Here is a 23,603-nt window from a genome sequence, read left to right on the forward strand (position 1 = left end):
TGATCCGTGTTGGCTCAGGTGGCCGGATGTGAGCAGGCGTCACATCGCCGAAACGGCTTCATCGAGGCCCCTACGACTGACTCTGCGGGGCCTACGGCGAGATCCACGGTGCGTCCGCGAGGCCTGCCAGTCCTCGCCGTTGTTCCCCGTCGTTACTGGTCTCGCCGCTCGTGGGCCAGCGTCTCGCGCAGGCGCTGGGCCTGCTCGGCGGTGAGGCGCCCGGTGGCCTCGCAGCGCTCGGTGGTGGCCCGGGCCAGCTGCCGGTAGGAGGCGACGACGTCGTCGAGCCCCTGGCCCTCGCCGTCGCGCAGGGAGCCGAGCGCCTCCAGGTGGGCCGCCACCGTGCCGGCGTCGCCCCGGGAGACCGGGCCGGTCAGGCCCGCCTCGCCCTCGTGCAGGGCGCGGTCCAGGGCCGCGGCGAGCAGGGGACCGAGCGTCGCCGCCCCGTCCTCGACCCCGGCGGCCCCCAGGACCCGGACGGCCTGCGTCACCACGGTCAGCAGGTGGTTGGCGCCGTGCGCGAGAGCCGCGTGGTAGGCCGGACGCGCCGACTCCTCCAGGACGAAGGGCTCGCCACCGAGCTCGACCACCAGCGCCTGCGCGATGGGCAGCACGGCTGCCGGGGCGGTCACGGCCATCGGGCAGCCGACGAGCCTGGCCACGTCCGTGGAGAACCCGGAGAAGGTCATCGCCGGGTGGATGGCCAGCGGGATCGCCCCGCAGCGTTGAGCGGGCGCCAGGACGGCCGCGCCGTAGCGGCCCGAGGTGTGGGCCACCAGCTGGCCCGGCTGCCAGCGGCCCAGGTCCGCCAGTCCCTGCACGAGCGGCCCGAGCGCGTCATCCGGGACGGCCAGCAGGAGGAGCTCGGCGCGCTCGACGATCTCCTCGACCTCCAGGACCGGCACGCCCGGCAGCAGCATCTCGGCGCGCTCGCGCGAGTCCTCGGAGACGGCATGGACGCCGACCACCTGGTGCTCCACAGCGCGCAGCGCGCAGCCCAGGACCGCGCCGACTCGGCCGGCGGAGATGATGCCGACGCCCAGCCGCCCCGGCCGACCCGCAGCCGCCCCCGCAGCCCCAGCTGGCCCGCCGTTGCCCGGACCGGGAACCGTACCCTCGATGTCGCTCATGGCCCCGATGCTCTCATGCCCGCCCGGTGAACCGGATTCGCCCGCGGAGCGGCTCACGGGTGCTCGAGTCGGGACGAGCGAGGCGCTTGGAGGGACAGAAGTGTCAGTTCTGGCGGCTTTTCAGACGACCACCGGCCGCTCCTCATCCAGGCCCACCTCTCTGAACTGCGAAAACGCGAATCGACTTGGCCCCACTGCACGGATTCCGTACGGAAAAGTCTCCATTCTGGACACTTTTGCCCTCCTGTGCCCGGTGTTGACCGCTTCCGGCTGTCTCGGATTCGGCTCGGCCCCGCGGGGCGACTAGCGTGGGGCGCGTGAGCACCGAACCCGCACCGACGCCCGTTCCTGAGCCCCGCTCGGCCGCCACCACATCAGCCGCCACCCCCGGCTCCACCGGCACCGCAGCCGTCCTGACCCGCAGCCGCGCCGAGCTCGCCGCCGCCCTGGCCGGCGCCCCGGACCCCCGCGCGGTCGTCATGACCATGGGCGCCCTCCACGAGGGCCACTTCGACCTCGTGCGCGAGGCCGCCCGGCGCGTCGGACCGGCCGGAACCGTCATGGTCACCATCTTCGTCAACCCCCTCCAGTTCGCCCCCACCGAGGACCTCGACTCCTACCCGCGCGACCTCGAAGGCGACCTGGCCGGCCTGACCCGGACCCTCACCGGCGCCGACGGCTCCCTGGGCGTGGGGCGGCTCGTCGTCTTCGCCCCCACCCCGGAGGTCATCTACCCGGCCGGGCAGCCCGCGGTGCGCATCGACCCCGGCCCCATCGCCACCGTCCTGGAGGGCCGCACCCGCCCCACCCACTTCGCCGGCGTGTGCCAGGTGGTGCTCACCCTCATGCACCTGACCGCGCCGCGCTGGGCGCTGTTCGGCCGCAAGGACGCCCAGCAGCTGGCGATCATCGAGGCCATGGTGCGCGACCTCGCCGTCCCGCTGGAGATCGTGCCGGTCGATATCCGCCGCGAGCCCGACGGCCTGGCCATGAGCTCGCGCAACGCCTACCTCAGCCCCGATCAGCGCCGCCAGGCCCTGGCCCTCTCGCGCGCCCTCCAGGCCGGCCGCGACGCCGCCCAGGGGGCCGGCCCGGGCGCCGGCCCCGACCCGGCCGCGGTCCGCCGAGCCGCCCTGGCGTCCCTGGAGGCCGCCGACGGCGTCGAGGTCGACTACGTGGCCCTCGTCGATCCCGCCAGCTTTGAGGACCTGACCGACGCCGGGCTCGGCCTGCCGCGCAGCGCTGCGGCGGGCGGGGCCGCGGGGGAGGAGCCGCCCGCCGCGGGCCTGCTGGCCGTGGCCGCGCGCGTGGGAACCACCCGCCTCATCGACAACACCCTCATCGACCTGCGCCCGTAGGCGCCCCGGCCCGTGCCGGGTCGCTGTCGGATCGCTCACCCTGTGCCGCACCGTACAGTGCGCTGCGCCCGCCGCCGTCTACTCTGTGCGGCGATGAGCGCCCGCACCCGGACGATGATGACGTCCAAGATCCACCGCGCCACCGTGACCCAGGCCGACCTCGACTACGTCGGCTCGATCACGGTGGACGTCGACCTGCTCGAGGCCGCCGACCTGCTGCCCGGCGAGCGCGTCGACATCTGCAACTGCACCAACGGCAACCGCCTGTCCACCTACGTCATCCCCGGCCAGCGCGGCGCCGGCGAGATCTGCGTCAACGGCGCCGCCGCCCACCTGGTCAGCCCCGGCGACGTCGTCATCCTCATCGCCTACTCCCAGATGTCCGACGCCGAGGCCCGCACCTACCTGCCCCACGTCGTCTTCGTCGACGAGGCCAACCGGATCGTCGAGCGGGGCACCGACCCCGGCCAGGTCCCGACCGACTCCGATGTCGCCCGCCTCCAGGGCCTGCGCCCCTCCGGCATCCCCCTGGCCGACGCCCGCGCCTGAGCCCGCCCGACTGGTGTGACCAGGATCGAGTGTGGTGCGGGCGTCGTCGACCCCCGAGGGGCGACCGGCGCGGGCGCGCGCCGTTAGACTCCCTCACGTGACAGACGAGAGCACCCCCAGCCCCGACCTGACCGCCACCGACGCCCCCGCCGGCACCGAGTCCCCCAAGTCCCCGAAGGCCTCGAAGACCCCGAACGGCTCGGCGGACCAGTCGGACCAGCCCAAGCAGCCCAAGGCCGACCCGGGCCCGGGCGAGCAGTTCGAGGTCCGTGCCGGCAAGCGTGAGCGCCTGCGCGGCGAGGGCTGGGACCCCTATCCGGTCTCCGTGCCCGTCACCACCACGATCGCCGCCGTGCGCCAGGCCTACTCCCACCTCGAGGCCGGCCAGGAGACTGACGACGTCGTCGGCGTCGCCGGCCGCGTCGTCTTCCTGCGCAACACCGGCCGCCTGTGCTTCGTCACCCTCCAGGACGGGGCCGGCGCCACCCTCCAGGCCATGCTCTCGGCCAAGGCCCTGCCCGCCGAGGGCCACACCTGCCTGGCCGCCTTCAAGGCCGACGTCGACCTGGGCGACCACCTCTTCGTCCACGGCCGCGTCATCTCCTCGCGCCGCGGCGAGCTGTCCGTCATGGCCGAGCCCGTCCTGCGCGGCGGCGTCGAGGCCGCCGCGGCCGGGGACGACGACGTCGAGGTCCCCGCCTGGCGGATCGCCTCCAAGGCCCTGCGCCCCCTGCCCAAGACCTGGACCAACGAGGCCGGCGAGGCGGTGACGCTCTCGGAGGAGCAGCGCGTGCGCCGTCGTGAGCTCGACCTGCTTACCCGGCCCGCTGCCCGGGACATGGTGCGCACCCGCGCCGCCGTCGTGCGCTCCATCCGCGAGAACTTCTTCCGCCGCGACTACCTGGAGCTGGAGACCCCCATGCTCCAGGTCGTGCACGGCGGGGCGGCCGCGCGCCCGTTCATCACCCACATGAACGCCTTCGACATGGATCTCTACCTGCGCATCGCCACGGAGATCTACCTCAAGCGCGCCGTGGTCGGCGGCGTCGACCGCGTCTTCGAGATCAACCGCAACTTCCGCAACGAGGGCGCCGACTCCTCCCACTCCCCGGAGTTCACCGCCCTGGAGGCCTACGAGGCCTACTCCGACTACGACGGCATGGCCGAGCTGACCCGCAATCTCGTCCAGCAGGCGGCGCGCGACGCCTTCGGCCTGCCCGAGGGCGGCGAGGTCGTCACGCTCGCCGACGGCACTGAGTACGACCTGTCGGGCGACTGGGACAAGATCGACCTCTACACCTCCGTCTCCGAGGCCCTCGGCGAGGAGATCACCGTCGAGACCCCGCGCGCCCAGCTCGTCGCGCACGCCGAGCGGATCGGCCTGGAGGTGGACGACTACGCCGTGGCCGGCAAGGTCGTCGAGGACATCTTCGAGGAGCTCGTCGGCAACAAGCTGTGGGCGCCCACCTTCGTCTACGACTTCCCCGAGGACACCTCGCCGCTGACCCGCTACCACCGCAGCCGGCCGGGCCTGACCGAGAAGTGGGACCTCTACGTGCGCGGCTTCGAGACCGCCACCGCCTACTCCGAGCTCGCCGACCCCGTGGTCCAGCGCGAGCGCTTCGAGGCCCAGGCGCTCGCGGCCGCCAAGGGCGACCCCGAGGCCATGGTCCTGGACGAGGACTTCCTGGTCGCCATGGAGCAGGGCTTCCCGCCCAGCGGCGGCATGGGCATGGGCATCGACCGCCTCCTCATGGTGCTCACCGGCCAGGGGATCCGCGAGACCATCACCTTCCCCCTGGTCAAGCGGAACTGACCCGGGTGGCTGGCGCCCGCCCCGGCGGTCTCCCGGGGCGCGGCGTCGGAGTAACCACCGGAATAACCGGCCGTGAGCGCCGGTTGCAGCGCCCATGAGCGCTGTGACAGACATCCTCGGAACGTGGTACCCCTTCATCCAGGCCCCCATGAACTGGATGACGAACCCCGGCTTTGTGGCGGCGGTGGCCAACGCCGGCGGCCTGGGCGTCGTCGGCGTGAACGCGGGCCAGACCACGGTGACCACCGATCCGGTGGAGACTGCCGAGCGCACCCGGGCCGCCATCCGGGGCACGCGCGAGCTCACCGACAAGCCGATCGGACTCAACCTGCTCGTCGCCCCCGGCAACGAGTTCTCCGAGCGGACCCTTGAGGTTGCTCTCGAGGAGGGCATCGAGGCCTACGTGACGATCGGGGAGCCCGACGCCGACACCTTCCGCAGGATCCAGGACTCCGGCGCCGTCATCATCCACCGTCCCCTCAACCCGACCCTGGAGGAGCTGCGCCGGGCCGAGGACTTCGGGGCGGACCTCATCGTCGCCACCGGCCACGACGAGGGCGGCATCACCCCGAGCGTCTCGACCGGGACCTTCTCCATCGTGCCGACCTTCGTCGACGCCGCCCGCGTACCGGTGATCGCCGCCGGGGCCATCAACGACGCCCGGGGCGTGGCCGCCGCCCAGGCGCTCGGCGCGCAGGGCGTCTTCGTGGGCACCCGCCTCATGGTGACCCGGGAGTCCCCGCTGGCCGGCTCCGCCAAGCAGGCGATCATCAACGCCACCGGCTGGGACGTCGACTGGGTGGCGCCGTCACGCCGCTCGGTGCTGACTCCCTACGCGCGCGGGCTCGCCGAGCAGTACCACTCCGACGGCGACGCCGAGGCCGCCTCCGCGCGGCTGGTCGCCTCCGAGGCCGTGCGCGTCGGCATGGTCGACGGCGACCTTGAGGCGGGCATCATCAGCGTCAACACGGCGATCTCCCTCATCCACGACGAGCCGAGCGTCGCCGAGCTCATCGAGCGGATGATGACCGGCTGGCGCGAGCACGCCTGAGCGGCCTCCGGGCACGGCTCCCTCACGGGGCCACGATACAAGCCTGCCAGTACTGGGCCACTCGGGGGCTCGCGGACGCACCATAGGACCCGGCGACTCACCTGTGGCCGTCTGCGGACTCTCAGGTGCGTCCGCGACACCTGACAGACTTTCGCCCCGGCTTAGAGGCCGGAGGTGCCCAGACGGCGCTGGGCGGCCTCGAGGTCAGCGCGCAGGTAGGCGTTCTCCTCCTGGAGCTGGGCGATGTACTGGTCGCGCTGGGCGATCGCCTCGGCGTACCGCGGGCCGCCGGGAGCTCCGACCTGACCGGGAGCTCCGACCTGACCGGGAGCACCGCCTGCAACTGATCCGTAAGCGCCGGCCGACGCGCCGTAACCGCTTGCCTCGGCTCCGTAGGCCTGCGGACCGGCGCCTGCGCGACGCACGCTGCTCTCAAGGGCCTCCATCGAGGAGACGACCTGGTCGAGAAAGGCGTCGACCTCATCGATGTGATAACCCGACCACCTGGTGGTGGACAGCCGGCGGTTCCTGACGTCCCTGGAGGTCAGAAGGATCTCGGCGGCCCGGTGGGAGGGGGACTGCGGTGAGCCGGCGATCCGTTCCTCCAGCCCTCGCATCGTGGTGGTGACCTCATCGAGGAGCTCGTCGACCTCGTTCTGCTCGTAACCCTCCTTGAACGAGGAGACATTGAACTTCACGTTGAGGACGTCGTCAGATGTCAGTAGCGCCATGCGTCGTATCTCCTGCGTCGAGGGTTTGATATCGGTCTGTGATTCTATCCGTCCACCCGCAGCCCCAGGTGGGCGGCCATGAGTGGGGCGAGCTCCGCGAGCTGCTGGCCACTGACAGTTGCCCCACCCAGGGAGCCGACGCCGCTGACCACCTTCATCTCAAGGCCCCGCAGGTCGACATCGGCCAGGCTCCCGTCACACAGCCGCAGCGTGCCGACCCGGCTCTCCTCGAAACGGACCCGCTGGGCGTCGACCCCGCTGAGGTCCGCTCCGGCCAGCTGCAGGTCCTCGACCATCTCACCGGCGGCCAGCTCATCGGCTCCGCCGTCGCGCGGGCGACGGAGATCCGGCGCCTTGAGTGCCGGCGGCCTCGGGCAGGACGCGCAGGAGGCGCCTGGGGCGGCATCGGTCCGAGCAGCGGTCATGGCCCTGTTCTATCCCAGATCGACGCCGGGCACCGGGGGTTGTTCTCCCCGGTGCCCGGGTGTGGAGGAGGGACTTGTGTCCAAATCTGTGACAAAGGAGTTCAGAGGCCATCATTCCGCCAAAAGAAACCGCAGAATCATGCGGTTTTCTTTTCTGCGACTGAGCCCGGTCAAGGCCTTTGTTACAGATTTGGACACTACGTGCCGTTGCTACTCGAAGCGGACGGTGGTGCCGGCCAGCATGCGGCGGGCGTAGCGGGCGCCGGCCAGGGTCGCCGCCGCCACCAGCACCAGGCAGGCCCCCAGCACCAGCCAGTAGCCGAGGCTCGGCCAGCTGATGCGGCGACCCGACACGCCGCCGACGAGCGACCAGGCGGTCAACCAGCCCAGGCCGACGCTCATGACCAGGGCCGTGGCCGCCGGCACCACCGTCTCGTAGGAGACCATGGAGCGCAGTGTCCCCGCAGGCATGCCGACCAGGCGCAGCAGGCCCAGGACGCGCCTGCGCCCCAGCAGCGCCGCCACCGTCGAGACTCCGAGCGACACCGCGGAGATGCCGGCGGCGATGAGGATGCCGATGTAGCCGAGGCGGGCGAACTGGTTCTCCATGGCCGAGGCCTGGATGCTCTGGACGGAGCCGGGGGAGGTGGGTGAGCTTCCCAGTACCAGGTCGGAGGTGAGCAGCGCGGTCCGGGCTCGCTCAACGGCCCCGGAGCTGGCCGGGTCGGTGCCCACGAGGATGACGGGAACCCCCTGAGCGCGGACGGTGCCTGCCTCGGCGGCGCTGACCGCTACCGGTGAGGCGGCCACGTTCTCGTACAGCCAGCGGGTGCTGATGCTCACCGCGCCGTCGGGTGCCTCGACGTGCGGCGCCCCGAGAGCCTCGGCCTTGTCGGCCTCGAGGACGACCTGCGCCTCCCGCCCGGGGTCGCCACTGATCCGTCCTACCGCGACCGTCGTCACCCCGGGGACGGCGGCGATCCGCTCAACGGCCCGCCCCAGGGTCTCCTCGTCGCCGCCGGCCAGCACCGCCGTGAGCGTCGTGGGGCTCAGGCGCCCACCGCCCTGCGTGACGTCACGGGTCCCCGCGGCCACCGTGATGGCCACGGCGAACACCGTCATGGCGTAGACGGCGACGACGACGCCCGCCACCGCTCTGAAGACCGCCCGCGGATGCTGGGCGATCCGGTTGAAGCCGATGACCTGAGCCGCCGAGCGGGCCAGGGCCCGGCCGCCTCGCGCCACCCACCAGGTCAGGAGCGGCCCGGCCCACAGCAGCCCCAGCATCGTGCACAGGAAGGACACGGGCAGCAGGTAGATGGTGAGCGAGGAGTCCTGACGCGCCACCGTCGGAGTACTCACCAGCCCCACCATTCCCAGGACCACGGGTGCCAGCGAGATGAGGCGGGGCCGGCGCTCGGTGCGCTCCCGGGACCCGCCCAGCGGGCCGAGGTCGGCCCGCCGCGTTCGCCACCAGGCCACGGCCGCCGCCCCCGCCGTGGTCATGCCGACGGCGAGAACCGCGTTGACCGGCGAGCGCAGCAGGTCGGAGTAGTAGAAGCGGCTGGAGCCCAGCGTGATCTGCGCGGCCACGGGAATCATGGCCAGGTAGAGCGCCACGCCGGCCAGGGCGCCGACCAAGGTGGTGGCCCCGATCTCGAGGGCTGCGGTGCGGGCCACCTGCTGGGGCGTGGCCCCGATGAGCCGCAGCGTCGCGAAGCGCTCCGCCCGCTGCGCCGCCCCCAGGTCGGTGACGATCCCGACGAGCAGCAGCGCGGGGACGAGCACCGCGATGGCGCCGATGAGCATGGCGATCCGGTAGGCCTCGTTCTCGTAGGGAACACCCGTGAACGCGGTGACCACCTGGGGAGGAATGTGGGACTGCGAGGCCGCCACGGTCCCCAGGTCCGTCCCGACGACGGCCACCAGCGAGTCCGGGCCCTCGACAGCGTCGGGGGAGAGGATGCCCACCTGCTTCCCGTAGCGGTCGCCGAGCTGGTCGGCCGGAAGGGAGACGATGCGCCTGGCCAGGGCGGGGGAGGCGAGGTACTCGCCCGGCCTCGGGACGACGTCGGAGCCGGGGATCGTCACCGAGGTCGCCCCCGACTCGGGCAGGGCCACCTGCAGGAGCGTGATCGTCTCGTCGCCCACCGTGTCGAGGCCGCTGGCGACGGCCAGCTCGTTGTCGGCCAGGACGTGGTCGGGCTGGAGGTCCTGATGGGTCGGCTGCTGCCAGCCGGACAGGAGGGCGGAGTCTGCCCAGCTGGAGCGCAGGCTGCGCTCGGGGAAGGCCTGGGCGGCGGCCAGCAGCATGAGGAACAGGGCCACCCCCACCATGACCCCGGCGACGATCCCGGCCAGGCGGCGCCGGGCTGAGCTGTCGTTGGCGACGAGCAGCCGGGTCAGGGCGATGCGGCTCATGACCGTTCCTCCGGCCTCTCCGGTGCGCGCTGCGCGGGCCGTGCCGACTGGATGGCCCCGGCGCCGATACGGCCGTCGCGCACGGTGACCTCCCGGTCGGCGTAGGCGGCCACGCGCGCGTCGTGAGTGATGATGACCAGGCCGGCGCCGCGCGAGCGCACCGATTCCAGCAGCACCTCCATGGTCCGCTCGGCGGCCAGGGAGTCCAGGGATCCGGTGGGCTCGTCGGCGAAGAGGAGGCGCGGGTTGGTCACCAGCGCCCGCGCGACGGCGGCCCGCTGGGCCTGCCCGCCCGAGAGCTGGCCGGGCCGCTTGTCCAGGTGCTCGCTCAGCCCCAGCTCTCCCAGCGCCTCGCGGGCCCGGGCCAGCGCCCTCCGGCGCGGGGCCCCGGCCAGCAGCAGGGGGATGGTGACGTTGTCCAGGGCGGTCAGGTCCGGCAGGAGCTGGCCGAACTGGAAGACGAAGCCGAACTCGCTCAGGCGCAGGCGACTGCGGGCGGCCTCGTCGAGGGCCGCGATGTCCACCGAGGCATCCACTGAGACATCCGCAGTGGTGTCCGCGGCCGTGTCCTCGGCGGGGTCCGTCGCGCCGCCCCGGGACGCTCCGGCGCCGTAGTAGCTGACGCTGCCGGCGTCGGGCACGAGGACCCCGGCCATGACGTGCAGGAGCGTGGACTTGCCCGAGCCCGACGGGCCGGTGACGGCCAGGACCTCGCCGGACAGGAGGTCCAGGTCGACGCCGCGCAGCGCGCGGGTCTGCCCGAAGCTCATCTCCAGTCCTCGGGCGCGCATGATGACCTCGCCCGGGCGCCGCGCCGTCTGGGGCCGGGACTCAAGGCCGACGCCGGCACCGACACCGACGCCGGCGTCCGTGCGGGTGCCGCAGGCCGCGTGGGCGGTGGTGCTCATGAGCGCACCTCCGCCCTCAGCTCGCTCAGGCGGGCCGCGGTGGTCTCCATCCAGCGCAGGTCGGCCTCGATGTGGAACAGGGCGTGGTCGGCCAGCAGCACCGTGCGCAGGTCGCCGTCCTGCTTGAGGCGGGTCAGCTCGCGCATGCGCGCCATGTGCTCGGCGCGCTGGAGGTCGAGGAGCCGACCGGCGTCGTCGTCGAGCATGAGGGCGATGACGGTCTTGGCGAAGATGTCCGCCTGGACGTCGCCGGCGGGGGTGACGGGGGTCAGGAGCCACTGCTCGACGGCGTCCCGACCGGCGTCGGTGACCTCGTAGCGCTTGCGCTCCGGGCCGGCGCCCGCCTCGGCCTCGACCTGGGTGATGAGCCCGTCACGCACCAGGCGGGCGAGCGTGGCGTAGACCTGCCCGTAGGCCAGCGGCCTGGAGGCGGCGAACCAGTGGTCCCAGGAGCGCTTGAGGTCGTAGCCGTGCCCCGGGCCCGCGCTGAGCAGGCCCAGAAGAGTGAGTCGTGATTCCATGCTCGCGACTATACGCTGAGTGTATACACTCGCGGCATACTCCGTGAGGAGGAGATCGCCTCCTGCTGCTCGGGCGGGTGAGAGCCTCGATCCGAGGCGGCGCGGGAGGTGCACGGACATCGTCTCAGCTATCAAAATGACGGGTCGGACCATGTTTGACAGGCCCCGGACGCACCTTTAGGTTAGGCGTGCCTTTGTTGTGGGGAGCGGGGGGAGGCCTGATGTCGGAGGAGGACATCGGCAGCGGTGCTCGCCCCTCTTGCACCCGCGCGACGCCACCCGGAGCGGGTGGACAGACGGCCGGCACCCGCCCCGGTCCCGGCCCTCGCCCTGGGCGCCCGCTCATCCTCCTGGCCGCCGCCGCGCTGCTGGCCGCGAGCATCCTGGCCTCCCTGCTCATCGGCTCCTCGAAGATCCCCGCCGACCAGGTCGTCCACTACCTGCTCCACCCGGACGCCTCCAACGTCAGCTACAACATCAACGTCCTGCGCGTCCAGCGCACCCTCATCGGCCTGCTCGTTGGAGCGGCCCTGGCAGTGGCCGGCGCGGTCATGCAGGCCGTCACCCGCAACCCCCTGGCCGAGCCCGGCCTGCTCGGCGTCAACGCCGGCGCCTCACTGGGCATCGTCCTGGGGACCGCCGCGCTCGGCGTGCTCCCGGTGCCCGGCCAGCTGGCCCTGGCGGCCGGCGGCGCCCTGGCGGCTACCGCGCTCGTCCAGGTCATCGGCATGATCGGCAGCGCCGTGGGTGGAGCGGGCGGCGGCTCGCCGGTGCGCCTGGTCCTCATCGGCGTGGCCTTCTCGGCCTTCGCCGAGGCGGTCATCCGCGGCGTCGTGCTGACGATGCCGAACCTGTTCCGCACCTTCATCGACTGGGAGGTCGGCTCCCTGACCCGCGCCGACATCCCCCTGCCGGCCATGGCGGCCCTCGTGCTCCTGGGGATCGGCGCGGCCCTCCTCCTGGCCGGCGCCCTGGACAACATCGCCCTGGGCGACGACGTCGCGGCCGCCCTGGGCACCCGGGTCGGCCTCGTGCGGGCGGCGAGCCTGGCGGTCATCACCGTCCTGTGTGCCACCGCCACCACGGTGGCCGGCCCCATCGGCTTCGTCGGACTCATGGCGCCCCTGACGGCCTCCTGGCTCATGGGACCCCACCGGGGCTGGATCGTGGCGCTGTGCGCGCTGGTGGGGCCCGCCGTCGTCCTGGCCGCCGACGTCCTGGGCCGCGTCCTGGCCCGCCCCGGAGAGATGCAGGTCGGCCTGCTGACAGCCTTCGTCGGCTCACCCGTCCTGCTGCTCATGGTCCTGCGGATGAAGGACCGAGCCTCATGAGGGCCGGCGAGCCGCACCGCGCACTGGCACCGACGCGCCCGCCCGTCGCCGCAGGCCCGCGCCGCCGCCTCCACGTGGGCACCGACGCCGGGCGGTTGTGGATCGTCGTCGGCCGCTGGTCGGTGCTCATCAGGCCGCGCCACGTCGTCATCGGCCTCGTCCTGCTGGCGCTCAGCCTCGCGGTGGCCGTCGCCGCCCTGCGTCTGGGGAGGTTCACCGTCTCCACCCAGGAGGTCATCGACGCCCTCCGAGGGCAGGGGCGCCGGATCGTCCAGATCGTCGTCGTCATGTGGAAGCTGCCCCGGATCCTGCTGGGGCTCGTAGCGGGCCTGGCCCTGGGCGTGGCCGGCGCCGTCTTCCAGACCATCACCCGCAACCCCCTGGGCTCGCCCGACCTCATCGGCTTCAGCACCGGCGCGCAGACCGGGATCCTGGTCAGCGTCCTGCTCCTGCCCGGCGGCATGCTGTCCACCTCCCTGGCCTCCTTCATCGGCGGCGCCGCCGTGGGGACGGTGACCTACCTCGTCTCCCTGCGCGGTGGATTCACCGGGCTGCGCTTCATCCTGGTGGGCATCGCCATCAGCTCGATGCTCGTGTCGGTCAACCGCTGGCTCCTGGTGCGGGTCGACGACGATCAGGGCCTGGGCGCCCTCAAGGCCATCACCGGCACCCTCGGGGCGGCCCGGTGGCCGGTGGTCACCCCGACCTGCCTGGCCATCGCGGTCGCCGTGACCCTCACCCTGCTGGCCGGCAGGCACCTGCAGGTCCTGTCCCTGGGCGAGCAGGTGTCCACGATCCTGGGCAGCCCCACCCGCCGCGTCAGCGCCGTCCTCATCCTGCTGGGCACGGTGCTGGTGGCGGTGGTGACGATGGCGGCCGGCCCCATCGGCTTCGTGGCCCTCGTCGCGCCCCACCTCGCCCGGCTCCTCACCGGCTCCCCGCAGCCCCCGCTGCTGGTGAGCGGCCTGACCGGGAGCCTCCTGCTGGTGGGCGCCGACCTGCTCAGCCAGCTGGTGCTCGAGTCGATGCCCGTCAGCGTGGTGACCAACGCCGTCGGCGGGCTCTACCTCATGGTGGCGCTGACCGTGGCGGCGCGCGGAAGGAGACCCCTGTGACCGACCTGCCCAGCTCCTCGGAGCTCTCGGACCTGCCCGCCGAGCCGCCCACGGACTCCTCCGTCGCCTCTGGGCCGGCCGCCTCCTCGGCTCGCCTGGCCGCCCGGGGCGCGACCATCGCCTACGAGCGCCACGTCGTCTCCCGCGACCTCGACGTCGACATCCCGGCCGGTGTCTTCACCGCCATCGTGGGCCCCAACGCCTGCGGGAAGTCCACGCTGCTGCGCGCCCTGGCCCGCCTGCACCGGCCCGCCCGCGGCGCGGTCCTGCTCGACGGCGCCGACATCGCCCGCCTGGGCACCAAGGAGGTGGCCCGCCGGGTCGGCCTGCTGCCCCAGAGCGCCGTCGTGCCCAGCGGCATGCTGGTGCGCGACCTCGTGGCCCGCGGCCGCTTCCCCCACCAGGGCCTGTTCCGCCAGTGGTCGCCCCAGGACCGCGACGCCGTCGAGGAGGCCATGGAGATGGTGGGCGTCACCGAGCTGGCCGCCCGTCCCGTCGACGAGCTCAGTGGCGGCCAGCGCCAGCGGGTGTGGATCGCCCTGGCCCTGGCCCAGGGCACCGAGACGATCCTCCTGGATGAGCCCACCACCTTCCTCGACCTGGCCCACCAGGTCGACATCCTCCAGCTGTGCCGCCGCCTCAACGCCGACGGGCGCACGGTGGTGGCCGTCCTGCACGACCTCAACCAGGCCGCACGCTGCGCCGAGCACATGATCGTCATGCATGCCGGCCGGGTGCGCGTCACCGGCTCCCCGCGCCGGATCCTCACCGAGGACCTCATCGAGGAGGTCTTCGGCCTGGAGGCCGTCATCGCCCCCGACCCGGTGGCCGGCACCCCCATGGTGGTGCCCCGCAACCTGGGCGCGGCCGCGCAGGCGGGCTCCGGCCCGGACTCCGTGCCCGCCGCCCCCGCTCCACAGTCCACTGCCGAGCCCGCCTCGGCAGGTATCAGCCCGACTGCTCGCTCCCAGCAGGACGGACAAGAAAGGAACACCGACAGATGAACGCATCCACGCGGCGCGCCCGCCGCTTGAGACAGGGCCTCGTCGCCGTCGTCGCCATGGTGCTGAGTACCGGACTGGCGGCCTGCGGCTCCTCCGACTCGACCTCCACCTCAACCGCCGCAGCCTCAGCAGGGGCCTCCGGCGCCGCGTCGTCGGCCGCCTCCCCGCAGGCCACCTGGCCGGTCACCATCAAGGGTGACGACGGCGTCGACGTCGAGATCAAGGCCGAGCCCAAGAGCATCGTGTCCACCTCCGTGACGCTCACCGGCTCGCTCCTGGCCATCGATGCCCCGGTGGTCGCCTCGACCCCCGCCAAGAAGAAGGATGACAAGACCGACGACAACGGCTTCTTCGTCCAGTGGTCCAAGCAGGCCACTGACAAGGGTGTCAAGGCCATCGACGGTACGGAGGACAACCTTGCCCAGACCGTGGCCGGCGACAACCCCGACCTCATCATCGTCGCCAAGACGGGCCAGGACTCGGCCGTCAAGGTCGTCGACAGCCTGCGCCAGCTCGAGGTGCCGGTCCTCGTCATCGACTACGGCTCGCACTCCTGGCAGGACGTGACCAAGACCCTGGGCCAGGCCACCGGCCGCCAGGCCAAGGCCGACTCCGTCATCCAGGACTACAACACCAAGGCGGAGAAGGCCAAGAGCGCCATCTCGGTCCCGCAGGGGTCGACGTCGGTCTTCACCGTCCCGGGCGACGGCACCAAGGGCGCCAACGCCTTCACTGAGGAGGCCCCGCAGGTCCAGCTCCTCAAGGACCTGGGCTTCACCATCGCCGCCGTCCCCGACTCCGTCAAGGGCGACCAGTCCATGGGTGAGCGCAAGGACATCGTCCAGCTCTCGCCTGAGAACGTCCAGGCCGGGCTGACCGGCGACAACTGGGTGGTCATCGCCGCTGACGAGACCGCCAAGACCGCCGTCACCAGCAACGAGACCTTCAGCTCGGCCGCCCCGGTGACCGGCGGCAAGGTGCAGTACATGCCGCCCTCGTCCTTCCGGCTGGACTACTACTCGGCCCTCGAGATGCTCGACGCCGTCCAGAAGGCCTACCCCAAGGCCTCCTGACCTCGCCTGATCCGACCAGCGACGGGGGTGCCCCGGGCCAGCCGCCCGGGGCACCCCCTTTTTCCCGTTAGCCCATCGGCGGCCGGGGCTCGCGGTCGTACCTTACGGGTCGAGGTCGGAGGGGTAGAGGGTACGAACGCGAGACCTACCCTACGAAGGCGCGGCTGGAACGGCGGTCTTGGCGGCTAGTCCTGCGAGGTCACCCCGACGTCGGCCATCTGCCGCTCCGTCCAGGGGGCGACGACGAACAGGATGACGGCCACGGCGACCGTCACTGCGCCCAGTCCGTAGTAGTAGGTGGAGTTCGCGACGTTCTCCGTCTGGGCGATGATGAAGCCGGCGAGCCCCTGACCGGTCGCGGTCGTCAGCAGCCACAGGCTCATCGTCTGGGAGGCGAAGTTCTTGGGCGCCAGCGCCGACGTCGTCGCCAGCCCCACCGGGGACAGGAAGAGCTCACTGACGGTCTGGATGATGAACACCACGGCCAGGAACCACCAGGGGGCCAGGTCCTGCCCGCCCGGCCAGGCCTGGAAACCGTAGCCCAGGATGAAGGCCGATGAGCCGATGATGAGCACCGAGATCGCGAACTTCATGATGGTCGAGGGGAACCTGCCGGCCCGGCGGGTGAACAGCCACCCGATGAACGGGGCCAGGATGACGATCGTGGCCGGGTTGATGGACTGGTAGGTCTCAGGATTGATGACCCAGCCCAGCAGGGGGATGCGGCCGTCCGTGTTGGCCTTGGCGAAGGTGGCCATCTTGCCTGCTGCCTGCTCGGAGATCATGAAGAAGAGCACCGCCCCGATCCACAGGGGGATGTAGGCGCGCAGGTGGGTGCGCTCGCGGGCAGTGACCTTCGGGGAGCGGAACATGAGCGTGAAGTAGCCCAGCGCCGCGCCCGCCGGGATGATGAGCATGGTGGTGGAGATGGCGTCCAGCAGGCTGCCGGTCAGGCTGCTCAGGACGGCTACGAGCGCGGCCGTGCCCGCCAGGGTCGCCACCGACACCATGAGGAGACGTTGGCGCTCCTCGGGGCGGATGGGGTTGGGGACGGTGAAGGCGAAGGCCGAGAGCTTGTGGCGCCCGTAGACGAAGGCCGCCAGGGCCACCGCCATGCCGACGGCGGCCGAGGAGAACCCGGCGTGGTAGCCGTAGTGCTCGCGCAGCCAGCCCGTCACCAGCGGGGAGGCCAGGGACCCGAGGTTCACCGACATGTAGAACAGTTGGAAGCCGGCATCACGTCGGGGATCGTCGTCATCGTAGAGGCCCCCGACGATCGTGGACAGGTTCGGCTTGATGAAGCCGGTGCCCACGGCCACCAGCACGATCCCCAGCCAGGACAGGGCGGTTACAGGGATCGACAGGCAGATGTGGCCGGCCATGATGACCACCCCGCCGTAGAGGGTGGACAGCCACGGCCCGATGATGCGGTCGGCGAAGATGCCGCCGGGGATCGCCAGCAGGTAGACGGCCGCGCTGTAGGAGGCGAGGATGACCTGCCCGGAGTTGTCGCTCAGGCCCAGGCCGCCGTTGGCCACCGTGTCGGTGATGAAGTACAGCAGGATGGCGCGCATCCCGTAGTAGGAGAAGCGCTCCCACATCTCCACGTTGAGCATCCACGGCAGCCCCCGGGGGTGACCGAACAGTCCGCGATCCTCCTTCGACGGCGTCATGCGCAAGGTGTCGGGCCGCCACCGGCTGGAGATCATCCGGCTGGTTTCGAGATCGTCCTCGACGGGAGTCGGGGTCGTTGGCATAAGACTCTCCCTTCCTGTGGTCGGGTGAGACGTGCAACCGGACCGTCACTGTCCGGCACGAACCACAGGTACCCGTGAACCCTACCCCGACCGTGCGGTCGGTCGGGGGAGAATGTCGGAGGACAACGCGGGAGGATCTCGTGGCGCCTACTCGGCGGTTGCCGCCTCGACGTCGGCCATCTGCCGCTGCGTCCACGGGGCGACGGCGAACAGGACCAGGGCCATCAGCAGCGTGGCCACGCCCAGGCCGTAGTAGTACGTGGAGTCGGAGATGTCCTCGGTCTGGGCGATGATGAACCCGGCGACGCCCTGCCCGGCGGCGACGCTGAGCCACCACAGCCCCATCGCCTGGGAGGCGAAGCTCTTGGGGGCCAGGGTCGTCGTCGTGGCCAGGCCGACCGGGGTCAGGAAGAGCTCGGCCACGGTCTGGATGACGTAGACCAGCGCGAGGAACCACCAGGGGGACAGGTGCTGCCCGCCCGGCCAGATCTGGAAGCCGTAACCCAGCATGAGCGCCGAGAGCCCGACGATGAGCACCGCGATGACGAACTTCATGATGGTCGAGGGGAACCTGCCGGCCCGGCGGGTGAAGAGCATGCCGATCAGCGGGGCCAGGAGCACGATCGCGGCGGGGTTGACGGACTGGTAGGCCTCGGCGGTGGTCGACCAGTCGAAAAGGGGCAGCCGCAGGTCCGTGTTGGACTCGGCGAAGGTCGCCATCTTGCCAGCTGCCTGCTCGGTGATCATGAAGAACAGGACCGCGCCGATCCACAGGGGGATGTAGGCGTGCAGGTGAGTGCGCTCGCGGGCGGTCACCTTCGGGGAGCGGAACATGACCACGAAGTAGGTCACTGCGGCGCCCACCGGTACCAGCAGGCCCGCCGTGGCGACGGTGTTCACCAGGCTGCCGGTGACCACCTGGAGGAGCGCCACCAGGACACCAATAGCCGCCAGGACCCCGAGGGAGCCCAGCAGGAGGCGCCGGCGCTCCTCGGGGCGGATGGGGTTGGGGACGGTGAAGGCGAAGGCGGAGAGCTTGTGGCGCCCGTAGACGAAGGCCGCCAGGGCGAAGGCCATGCCGACGGCGGCCGAGGAGAAGCCGGCGTGGTAGCCGTAGTGGTTGCGCAGCCACCCGTCAGCAGGGGTGAGGCGAAGGCGCCGACGTTGATGGACATGTAGAACAGCTGGAAGCCGGCGTCACGGCGGATGTCGTCATCGGTAGAGGCCTCCGACGATCGTCGTCAGGTTCGGCTTGATGAAGCCGGTGCCCACGGCCACCAGGACGATCCCCAGCCAGGAGGTGGCCACCACGGGGATGGACAGGCAGATATGGCCGGCCATGATGACCACCCCGCCGTAGAGGGTGGACAGCCACGGCCCGATGATGCGGTCGGCGAAGATGCCGCCGGGGATCGCCAGCAGGTAGACGGCCGCCGTAGGAGGCGAGGATGACCTGCCCGGAGTTGTCGCTCAGGCCCAGGCCGCCGTTGGCCACGGTGTCGGTGATGAAGTACAGCAGGATGGCGCGCATCCCGTAGTAGGAGAAGCGCTCCCACATCTCCACGTTGAGCATCCACGGCAGGCCCTTGGGGTGGCCGAAGAGCCCACGGTCCTGTCTCGACGGCGTGGTGCGCAGGGCGGCGGGCCGCCACCGGCTGGAGATAAGACGCCCCGGCTGGGCGTCCTCGTCCGCAAGGTCGTCCGCAAGGTCGTCGACCGTTGCTGCTGGGCCTGAGATGGGGCCTGGCGTGGACTGTGCCATGGCGCTGTCCCTTCCTATGAGCGGTGGCGGTGCGCGCCGACCGCGGTGATCCGATCCAGGGCGCCGGGTGGTCCATGGTGCGCGGAGTGCGGGAGGAGGTCCAGACCTGTCGCCGACAAGATATGTGGTTTTGCCGCGACGATAGCGGGCAGTCTGTTTCCGGCATGCTTCCGGCGCAGAGTGCCGGTGACCCCGGGCAGACAGCTTCGGGGCTGTCTGCCCGGGGCCACCGGGTGCCGCCCGAGGGCGGCCGCAGGGATTCCTCCGCACGGCGGAGGGCAGGGGGAGGGCTGGTCAGGACCGGCTGATACAGGCGGGTCCGGACTGATCGCTCCGGCCGGACTCAGCGGGCGACGACGTCGGCGGCCGCCTTGACCTGCGGACGCACCGGGGTCAGGCGGGTCAGCTGGGTGACGTGACGCGGCTCGAGCTCGTCCAGGCTGGAGACGCCCAGGAGCTTCATGGTGCGGATGACCTCGTCGGAGAGGATCTCGATCATGCGGTCCACGCCCTCGCGGCCGCCGGCCATGAGCCCGTAGAGGTAGGCGCGGCCCACGAGCCCGAACTTGGCGCCCAGGGCGATGGCGGCCACGATGTCGGCGCCGTTCATGATGCCGGTGTCGACCATGATCGTGGCGTCCTTGCCGACCTCGCGAACCACCTCGGGCAGGAGACGGAAGGGGACGGGGGCGCGGTCGAGCTGGCGCCCGCCGTGGTTGGACAGCAGAACGCCGTCGACGCCCAGGTCGATGAGGCGCTTGGAGTCCTCGACGGTCTGAACGCCCTTGATGACGATCTTGCCGGGCCATATGGAGCGGATGACCTGAAGGTCCTCGTCGCTGATGGTGGGGTCCATGGCGTTGTCGAGCAGCTCGCCCACCGTGCCGCCGGTGGACTTCAGGGAGGCGAACTCCAGCTTGGGGGTGGTCAGGAAGTCGAACCACCACCAGGGGCGGGGGATCGCGTCGATGACGGTGCCGGCGGTGATCTGCGGCGGGATGGAGAAGCCGTTGCGCTTGTCGCGCAGGCGGGCCCCGGCCACGGGGGTGTCGACGGTGAACATGAGGGTGTCGAAGCCGGCGGCCGCGGCGCGCTCGACCAGCCCGTAGGAGATCTCGCGCTTGCGCATGACGTAGAGCTGGAACCAGTTGCGCCCGCGGGGGTTGGCGGCCTTGACGTCCTCGATGGAGGTGGTGCCCAGGGTGGACAGGGTGAAGGGGATGCCGGCGGCGCCCGCGGCCCCGGCCCCGGCGATCTCGCCCTCGGTCTGCATGAGGCGGGTGAAGCCGGTGGGGGCGATGCCGAAGGGCATGGCGGAGGGGCCGCCGAGGATCTCGCAGGAGGTGTCGACGTCGACGGCGGGGTGAAGGATGTCGGGGTGGAACTCGATGTCGCGGAAGGCCTGGCGGGCGCGGCGCAGCGACACCTCGCCCTCGGCGGCGCCGTCGGTGTAGTCGAAGGCCGCGGCCGGGGTGCGCCGCTTGGCGATCTTGCGCAGGTCCCAGGTGGTCAGCGCGGCCTCGAGGCGTCGGCGCTTGGGGTTGAGCTCGGGCGTCTTGAAGTGCAGCAGCTCGAAGATCTCGCTCGGGTTGGGAAGCTGACGCTTGACCATAGGAACCTCATCAGTGAGTCGGATTCTGGACGCTCCGCGGTGCGGAGCGCTCGTGAGCACGGCCGGCCTCCATGGCTCAGCCCTGAGGCCCACGAACCACCTCATGCTATGGGACAAAGGTCACCAAAGCAAGGTAAGCCTTAGCAATCCCTGCAATGACGGGGAATGGTCGGTTTGCCTGCAGGGGACCCGGCCGAGTAGGGCCGCCGCCTTCGCCTTTTTCTATTCGGCCGCCGGGGACGGTGATGAGACCGTCAGAACCGTCTTGCCGACCGACCTCCGCCCCAGCAGCTCGCGCACGGCCTGTCGGTACTCGCCCCAGGGGCGCGTCCGCCCGACATTGGCCTCGAGCTCGTCGGCCGCCACCATTGCCAGCAGCCGCGACAGCGCCCGCCCGCTGACATCGGTGCACACGAAGGCGTCGATCCGGGCCCCCGGAGCGCGACGCCTCATGGCCTCGACATCGATGAGAGACGCCTGGCCGGAGGCGTGGCCCACGTTGAGGATGAGCGCGCTGGGCGCCACCACCCGGCAGGCGGCCGCGAGCGCCTCCCCGCCGACCGTGTCGATCACCCCGTCAAAGCCGACGCCGCTCGTCCCGGCCTCCGCAGTCCCTGCGGCACCCGCATCCTCGGCGGCCTCCACGGAGCCGACAGCCCGGTCGGCTCCGAGTCTCCTGGCGTGCTCCTGACGTTCGACCGAGCGGGCAACGGCCGTCACCGCCGCTCCGGCGCGCTTGGCCAGCTGGACGGCGTAGCCTCCGACCCCTCCTGCCGCCCCGGTGACCAGGACGCTCCTGCCGGCCAGCCCGTCCAGTGCGGCCTCAAGCGTGTCCACTGCCTGCAGGGCCGTCAACCCGGCCCCGGGCAGGGCGGCGGCGTCGGTATCACTGACGGCCGGCGGAACCTCTGCGAGGCTGTCGCAGGGAACCACGGACCGCTCGGCCCAGGTGCCGTGAGGGCTGGTGAAGGCCACCCGGGTCTGGGTGGGCAGGCGTCCGCTCGGGTCGTGACGCAGGAGGCCGACCCCGTCGGCGCCCAGGACGGTGCCCGGCCGGGCCAGCTCCCCGTAGGCCAGGCTCCCGAAGTTCAGGCTCACCGCCACGACTTCCACGACGGCCTCGTCGGGCCCCGGCCGCGGAGCGGGCACCTCCCGCATCTCCATGCTGATCTCCGTGCCGGGCCCGGCCTGGGCGGCGCCGTCGTGACTGCTGGTGGCGCTGGCGCCGGTACGCACGATGGCCCGCATACCTGTCCTTTCCCGAGAAGTTCTGAGAGGCCCGGCCCTCATGGGAGCCGGGGCCTGGTCGCACCGCAGGGTCTGCGAGCCCGCCTAAGCCTGCCGGGAACCGCCGGCCAGGGCCCGCAGGCGCGCTCGGGCGCCCTCGCGGCGCAGGGCGCCCAGCTCCTCGACGAAGGTCCGCCGGAAGCGTTCATCGGTGGCCAGGTCCCCGAAGACGCCCTCGTGGGAGATGAAGGCTGTGTCGTGGCCGGCTCTCTGCGCGGCCGCCAGGGGCAGCAGCTCGTCGGCCAGCGGGTCGTCGATGACGATCTCCTCGCATCTCTCATCGACTCCCTCCTCGCCCAGCGCCCAGGCGGCCACCATCGCCGTCCCCAGGTGGATCGGCCCGCCGGCGGTCAGGTTGTCGCGCACCGTGCCCAGGACGAACTTCGGCATCCGGCTGGAGGCGTCCTGCGCCAGGCGGAAGAGCGTGTCGGCGATCGCCTCGTTGGTGAAGCGGCGGAAGAGCGTGTCCACGTAGTCGTCCAGGTCGATCCCGGGCACCGAGCGCAGCGTGGCCCGGGCCTCGCGCTCCAGGTAGGCCCGCACCCAGGCGGCGATGTCCGGGTCAGCGGCGGCCTCGTGGGCGTACTCGATCCCCAGCAGGCGCCCCCAGTGGGCCAGCCCCTGGTGGGAGGCGTTGAGCAGGCGCAGCTTCATGAGCTCGTAGGGCACGACGTCGTCGACCATCTGCACCCCGACCTCCTCCCACGGGGGCCGGCCGGCGGGGAAGTCGTCCTCAAGCACCCACTGGGTGAAGGGCTCGCAGACCACCGGCCAGGCGTCCTGGATGCCGAGTCTGCGCTGAAGGTCCGCGATGTCCGACGACGTGGTCTGCGGGGTGATCCGGTCGACCATGCAGCTGGGGAAGGCGACGTTGGCGTCGATCCAGTCGGCCAGTTCCGGGTCACTCATCGCGGCCTGCGAGACGACCGCCGTGCGCGCCACCGTCCCGTTGCCGGGCAGGTTGTCGCAGCTCATCACCGTGAACGGCTCGGTCCCCGCCTCCCGACGACGTCGCAGCGCCTCGACGATGTAGCCGAAGGCCGTCGTCGGCTCGCCCGGGTGCTCGGCGTCGTGGATGGCGCCGGGACTGGAGGTGCGGAACTCGCCGGTGGCGTCGTCGACGTTGTAACCGCCCTCGGTGACCGTCAGAGAGACGATCCGCGTGGTCGGCGCGCTCATGAGGGCCAGGACCGTCTCGGGGTCGTCGGGGGCGAAGAGGTAGTCGTGGATCGAGCCGATGACCGCCGGGTCCCGCAGCCCGCCGGGGTGCTTGAGCAGCAGGGTGTAGAGGTGGTCCTGGCTCTCCAGGGCGTCGCGCATCCACGCGTCCCCGGGCAGCAGTCCGACGCCGCAGATCCCCCAGTCCAGGCATCCTCCTTCCGGGGTTGCGGCCTGGCTCCGCCGGCGCATGAGTCGGTCGAGGTAGGCGGCCTGGTGGGCACGGTGGAAGCCGCCCACACCGATGTGGACGATCCCGGTGGTCATGGCGGAGCGGTCGTAGTCGGGGGCCAGCTGGGACTCAGTCAAGGAGGCGTTCATGAGTGTTCCTTTCTGCTGTCATAGCAAGTGAACAACGCGAAGGTGGGAAAGGAACGAGCGCGAGCACCAGGGGGCGTGCATCGGTGCGGCCCGCGCCCCTCCTGCAGGCATCGCAACTCCCGCCGAGGCGGACAAGAGTCCGCGTCACCCGACCGGTGTGCGATCGGGTGACGCGGACCGTGACTGCGCTTGACGAACCTCAGTGAGGGAGCC

Annotated in this window: 18 protein-coding genes and 1 pseudogene; 8 read left to right on the plus strand and 11 right to left on the minus strand. The window is 71.5% G+C overall.

Annotation, left to right across the window (positions count from 1 at the left end; all coding sequences use genetic code 11):
- Positions 1-152 precede the first annotated feature (152 nt).
- A complete protein-coding gene (locus EL340_RS13935; protein WP_126415119.1) occupies positions 153-1,130 on the minus strand; it encodes a Rossmann-like and DUF2520 domain-containing protein in 978 nt (325 codons plus the stop codon).
- A gap of 308 nt (positions 1,131-1,438) precedes the next feature.
- Here EL340_RS13935 and panC point away from each other — a divergent pair, with 308 nt between their 5' ends.
- From panC to EL340_RS13955, 4 genes are all read left to right on the plus strand, one after another.
- Complete coding sequence (gene panC / locus EL340_RS13940) at positions 1,439-2,488, plus strand: pantoate--beta-alanine ligase (RefSeq protein ID WP_126415120.1); 1,050 nt, start codon at positions 1,439-1,441, stop codon at positions 2,486-2,488.
- A gap of 93 nt (positions 2,489-2,581) precedes the next feature.
- Complete coding sequence (gene panD, locus EL340_RS13945; protein ID WP_126415121.1) at positions 2,582-3,037, plus strand: aspartate 1-decarboxylase; 456 nt, start codon at positions 2,582-2,584, stop codon at positions 3,035-3,037.
- A gap of 97 nt (positions 3,038-3,134) precedes the next feature.
- Complete coding sequence (locus EL340_RS13950) at positions 3,135-4,853, plus strand: lysine--tRNA ligase (protein WP_126415122.1); 1,719 nt, start codon at positions 3,135-3,137, stop codon at positions 4,851-4,853.
- A gap of 94 nt (positions 4,854-4,947) precedes the next feature.
- Entirely contained in the window at positions 4,948-5,904 is a 957-nt protein-coding gene (locus tag EL340_RS13955) for an NAD(P)H-dependent flavin oxidoreductase (RefSeq protein ID WP_126415123.1), read from the plus strand.
- Positions 5,905-6,065: 161 nt separating this feature from the next.
- Here EL340_RS13955 and EL340_RS13960 read toward each other — a convergent pair whose 3' ends face one another.
- From EL340_RS13960 to EL340_RS13980, 5 genes are all read right to left on the minus strand, one after another.
- The gene (locus tag EL340_RS13960; protein ID WP_126415124.1) at positions 6,066-6,635 is read right to left on the minus strand and encodes a DivIVA domain-containing protein; all 570 of its coding nucleotides are present in this window, start codon (positions 6,633-6,635) and stop codon (positions 6,066-6,068) included.
- Positions 6,636-6,679: 44 nt separating this feature from the next.
- Positions 6,680-7,060, minus strand: coding sequence for a hypothetical protein (locus EL340_RS13965; protein ID WP_126415125.1), 381 nt, complete (start codon positions 7,058-7,060; stop codon positions 6,680-6,682).
- Positions 7,061-7,270: 210 nt separating this feature from the next.
- The gene (locus tag EL340_RS13970) at positions 7,271-9,481 is read right to left on the minus strand and encodes an FtsX-like permease family protein (RefSeq protein ID WP_126415126.1); all 2,211 of its coding nucleotides are present in this window, start codon (positions 9,479-9,481) and stop codon (positions 7,271-7,273) included.
- Positions 9,478-10,272, minus strand: a complete 795-nt coding sequence (locus EL340_RS13975) for an ABC transporter ATP-binding protein (protein WP_126415531.1) — start codon at positions 10,270-10,272, stop codon at positions 9,478-9,480. The genes EL340_RS13970 and EL340_RS13975 overlap by 4 nt, the downstream gene beginning before the upstream one ends.
- 113 nt (positions 10,273-10,385) lie before the next feature.
- The gene (locus EL340_RS13980; protein WP_126415127.1) at positions 10,386-10,910 is read right to left on the minus strand and encodes a PadR family transcriptional regulator; all 525 of its coding nucleotides are present in this window, start codon (positions 10,908-10,910) and stop codon (positions 10,386-10,388) included.
- A 221-nt stretch (positions 10,911-11,131) separates the two neighbouring features.
- Between EL340_RS13980 and EL340_RS13985 the strand changes: the two genes are divergently transcribed.
- From EL340_RS13985 to fepB, 4 genes are read left to right on the plus strand one after another with little or no spacing between them, the layout of a single operon-like run.
- Positions 11,132-12,241: a FecCD family ABC transporter permease gene (locus EL340_RS13985; protein ID WP_232023110.1), complete on the plus strand. Its 1,110-nt coding sequence runs from the start codon at positions 11,132-11,134 to the stop codon at positions 12,239-12,241.
- Positions 12,238-13,356: a FecCD family ABC transporter permease gene (locus tag EL340_RS13990; protein WP_126415128.1), complete on the plus strand. Its 1,119-nt coding sequence runs from the start codon at positions 12,238-12,240 to the stop codon at positions 13,354-13,356. Before EL340_RS13985 ends, EL340_RS13990 begins: the two co-directional genes overlap by 4 nt.
- A 5-nt stretch (positions 13,357-13,361) precedes the next feature.
- Positions 13,362-14,360 carry an ABC transporter ATP-binding protein gene (locus EL340_RS13995; RefSeq protein WP_126415533.1) on the plus strand — a complete coding sequence of 333 codons (999 nt, stop codon included), beginning with the start codon at positions 13,362-13,364 and terminating at the stop codon, positions 14,358-14,360.
- Complete coding sequence (gene fepB, locus EL340_RS14000; RefSeq protein WP_126415129.1) at positions 14,357-15,433, plus strand: Fe2+-enterobactin ABC transporter substrate-binding protein; 1,077 nt, start codon at positions 14,357-14,359, stop codon at positions 15,431-15,433. The genes EL340_RS13995 and fepB overlap by 4 nt, the downstream gene beginning before the upstream one ends.
- Before the next feature lie 185 nt (positions 15,434-15,618).
- Here the strand turns inward: fepB and EL340_RS14005 are convergent, their stop codons facing one another.
- From EL340_RS14005 to EL340_RS14025, 5 genes and pseudogenes are all read right to left on the minus strand, one after another.
- Complete coding sequence (locus EL340_RS14005; RefSeq protein WP_126415130.1) at positions 15,619-17,190, minus strand: peptide MFS transporter; 1,572 nt, start codon at positions 17,188-17,190, stop codon at positions 15,619-15,621.
- Between the two features lie 147 nt (positions 17,191-17,337).
- A pseudogene (locus tag EL340_RS14010) lies at positions 17,338-18,952 on the minus strand (peptide MFS transporter).
- A 343-nt stretch (positions 18,953-19,295) separates the two neighbouring features.
- Complete coding sequence (locus tag EL340_RS14015; RefSeq protein ID WP_126415131.1) at positions 19,296-20,564, minus strand: alpha-hydroxy acid oxidase; 1,269 nt, start codon at positions 20,562-20,564, stop codon at positions 19,296-19,298.
- 222 nt (positions 20,565-20,786) lie between these two features.
- Complete coding sequence (locus tag EL340_RS14020) at positions 20,787-21,812, minus strand: zinc-binding dehydrogenase (protein WP_126415132.1); 1,026 nt, start codon at positions 21,810-21,812, stop codon at positions 20,787-20,789.
- Positions 21,813-21,896: 84 nt separating this feature from the next.
- Positions 21,897-23,390: a mannitol dehydrogenase family protein gene (locus EL340_RS14025; RefSeq protein WP_126415133.1), complete on the minus strand. Its 1,494-nt coding sequence runs from the start codon at positions 23,388-23,390 to the stop codon at positions 21,897-21,899.
- Between the last annotated feature and the right edge of the window lie 213 nt (positions 23,391-23,603).

The organism is Actinomyces viscosus, assembly GCF_900637975.1.
GTDB lineage: Bacteria > Actinomycetota > Actinomycetes > Actinomycetales > Actinomycetaceae > Actinomyces > Actinomyces viscosus.

Bases quoted from the DNA above. Each gene is read 5' to 3' on its own strand.
- EL340_RS13935 (WP_126415119.1), bottom strand. From the start codon at position 1,130: ATGAGCGACATCGAGGGTACGGTTCCCGGTCCGGGCAACGGCGGGCCA.
- panD (WP_126415121.1), top strand. From the start codon at position 2,582: ATGAGCGCCCGCACCCGGACGATGATGACGTCCAAGATCCACCGCGCC.
- EL340_RS13955 (WP_126415123.1), top strand. From the start codon at position 4,948: ATGAGCGCTGTGACAGACATCCTCGGAACGTGGTACCCCTTCATCCAG.
- EL340_RS13960 (WP_126415124.1), bottom strand. From the start codon at position 6,635: ATGGCGCTACTGACATCTGACGACGTCCTCAACGTGAAGTTCAATGTC.
- EL340_RS13965 (WP_126415125.1), bottom strand. From the start codon at position 7,060: ATGACCGCTGCTCGGACCGATGCCGCCCCAGGCGCCTCCTGCGCGTCC.
- EL340_RS13970 (WP_126415126.1), bottom strand. From the start codon at position 9,481: ATGAGCCGCATCGCCCTGACCCGGCTGCTCGTCGCCAACGACAGCTCA.
- EL340_RS13975 (WP_126415531.1), bottom strand. From the start codon at position 10,272: ATGCGCGCCCGAGGACTGGAGATGAGCTTCGGGCAGACCCGCGCGCTG.
- EL340_RS13980 (WP_126415127.1), bottom strand. From the start codon at position 10,910: ATGGAATCACGACTCACTCTTCTGGGCCTGCTCAGCGCGGGCCCGGGG.
- EL340_RS13985 (WP_232023110.1), top strand. From the start codon at position 11,132: ATGTCGGAGGAGGACATCGGCAGCGGTGCTCGCCCCTCTTGCACCCGC.
- EL340_RS13990 (WP_126415128.1), top strand. From the start codon at position 12,238: ATGAGGGCCGGCGAGCCGCACCGCGCACTGGCACCGACGCGCCCGCCC.
- fepB (WP_126415129.1), top strand. From the start codon at position 14,357: ATGAACGCATCCACGCGGCGCGCCCGCCGCTTGAGACAGGGCCTCGTC.
- EL340_RS14005 (WP_126415130.1), bottom strand. From the start codon at position 17,190: ATGCCAACGACCCCGACTCCCGTCGAGGACGATCTCGAAACCAGCCGG.
- EL340_RS14015 (WP_126415131.1), bottom strand. From the start codon at position 20,564: ATGGTCAAGCGTCAGCTTCCCAACCCGAGCGAGATCTTCGAGCTGCTG.
- EL340_RS14020 (WP_126415132.1), bottom strand. From the start codon at position 21,812: ATGCGGGCCATCGTGCGTACCGGCGCCAGCGCCACCAGCAGTCACGAC.
- EL340_RS14025 (WP_126415133.1), bottom strand. From the start codon at position 23,390: ATGAACGCCTCCTTGACTGAGTCCCAGCTGGCCCCCGACTACGACCGC.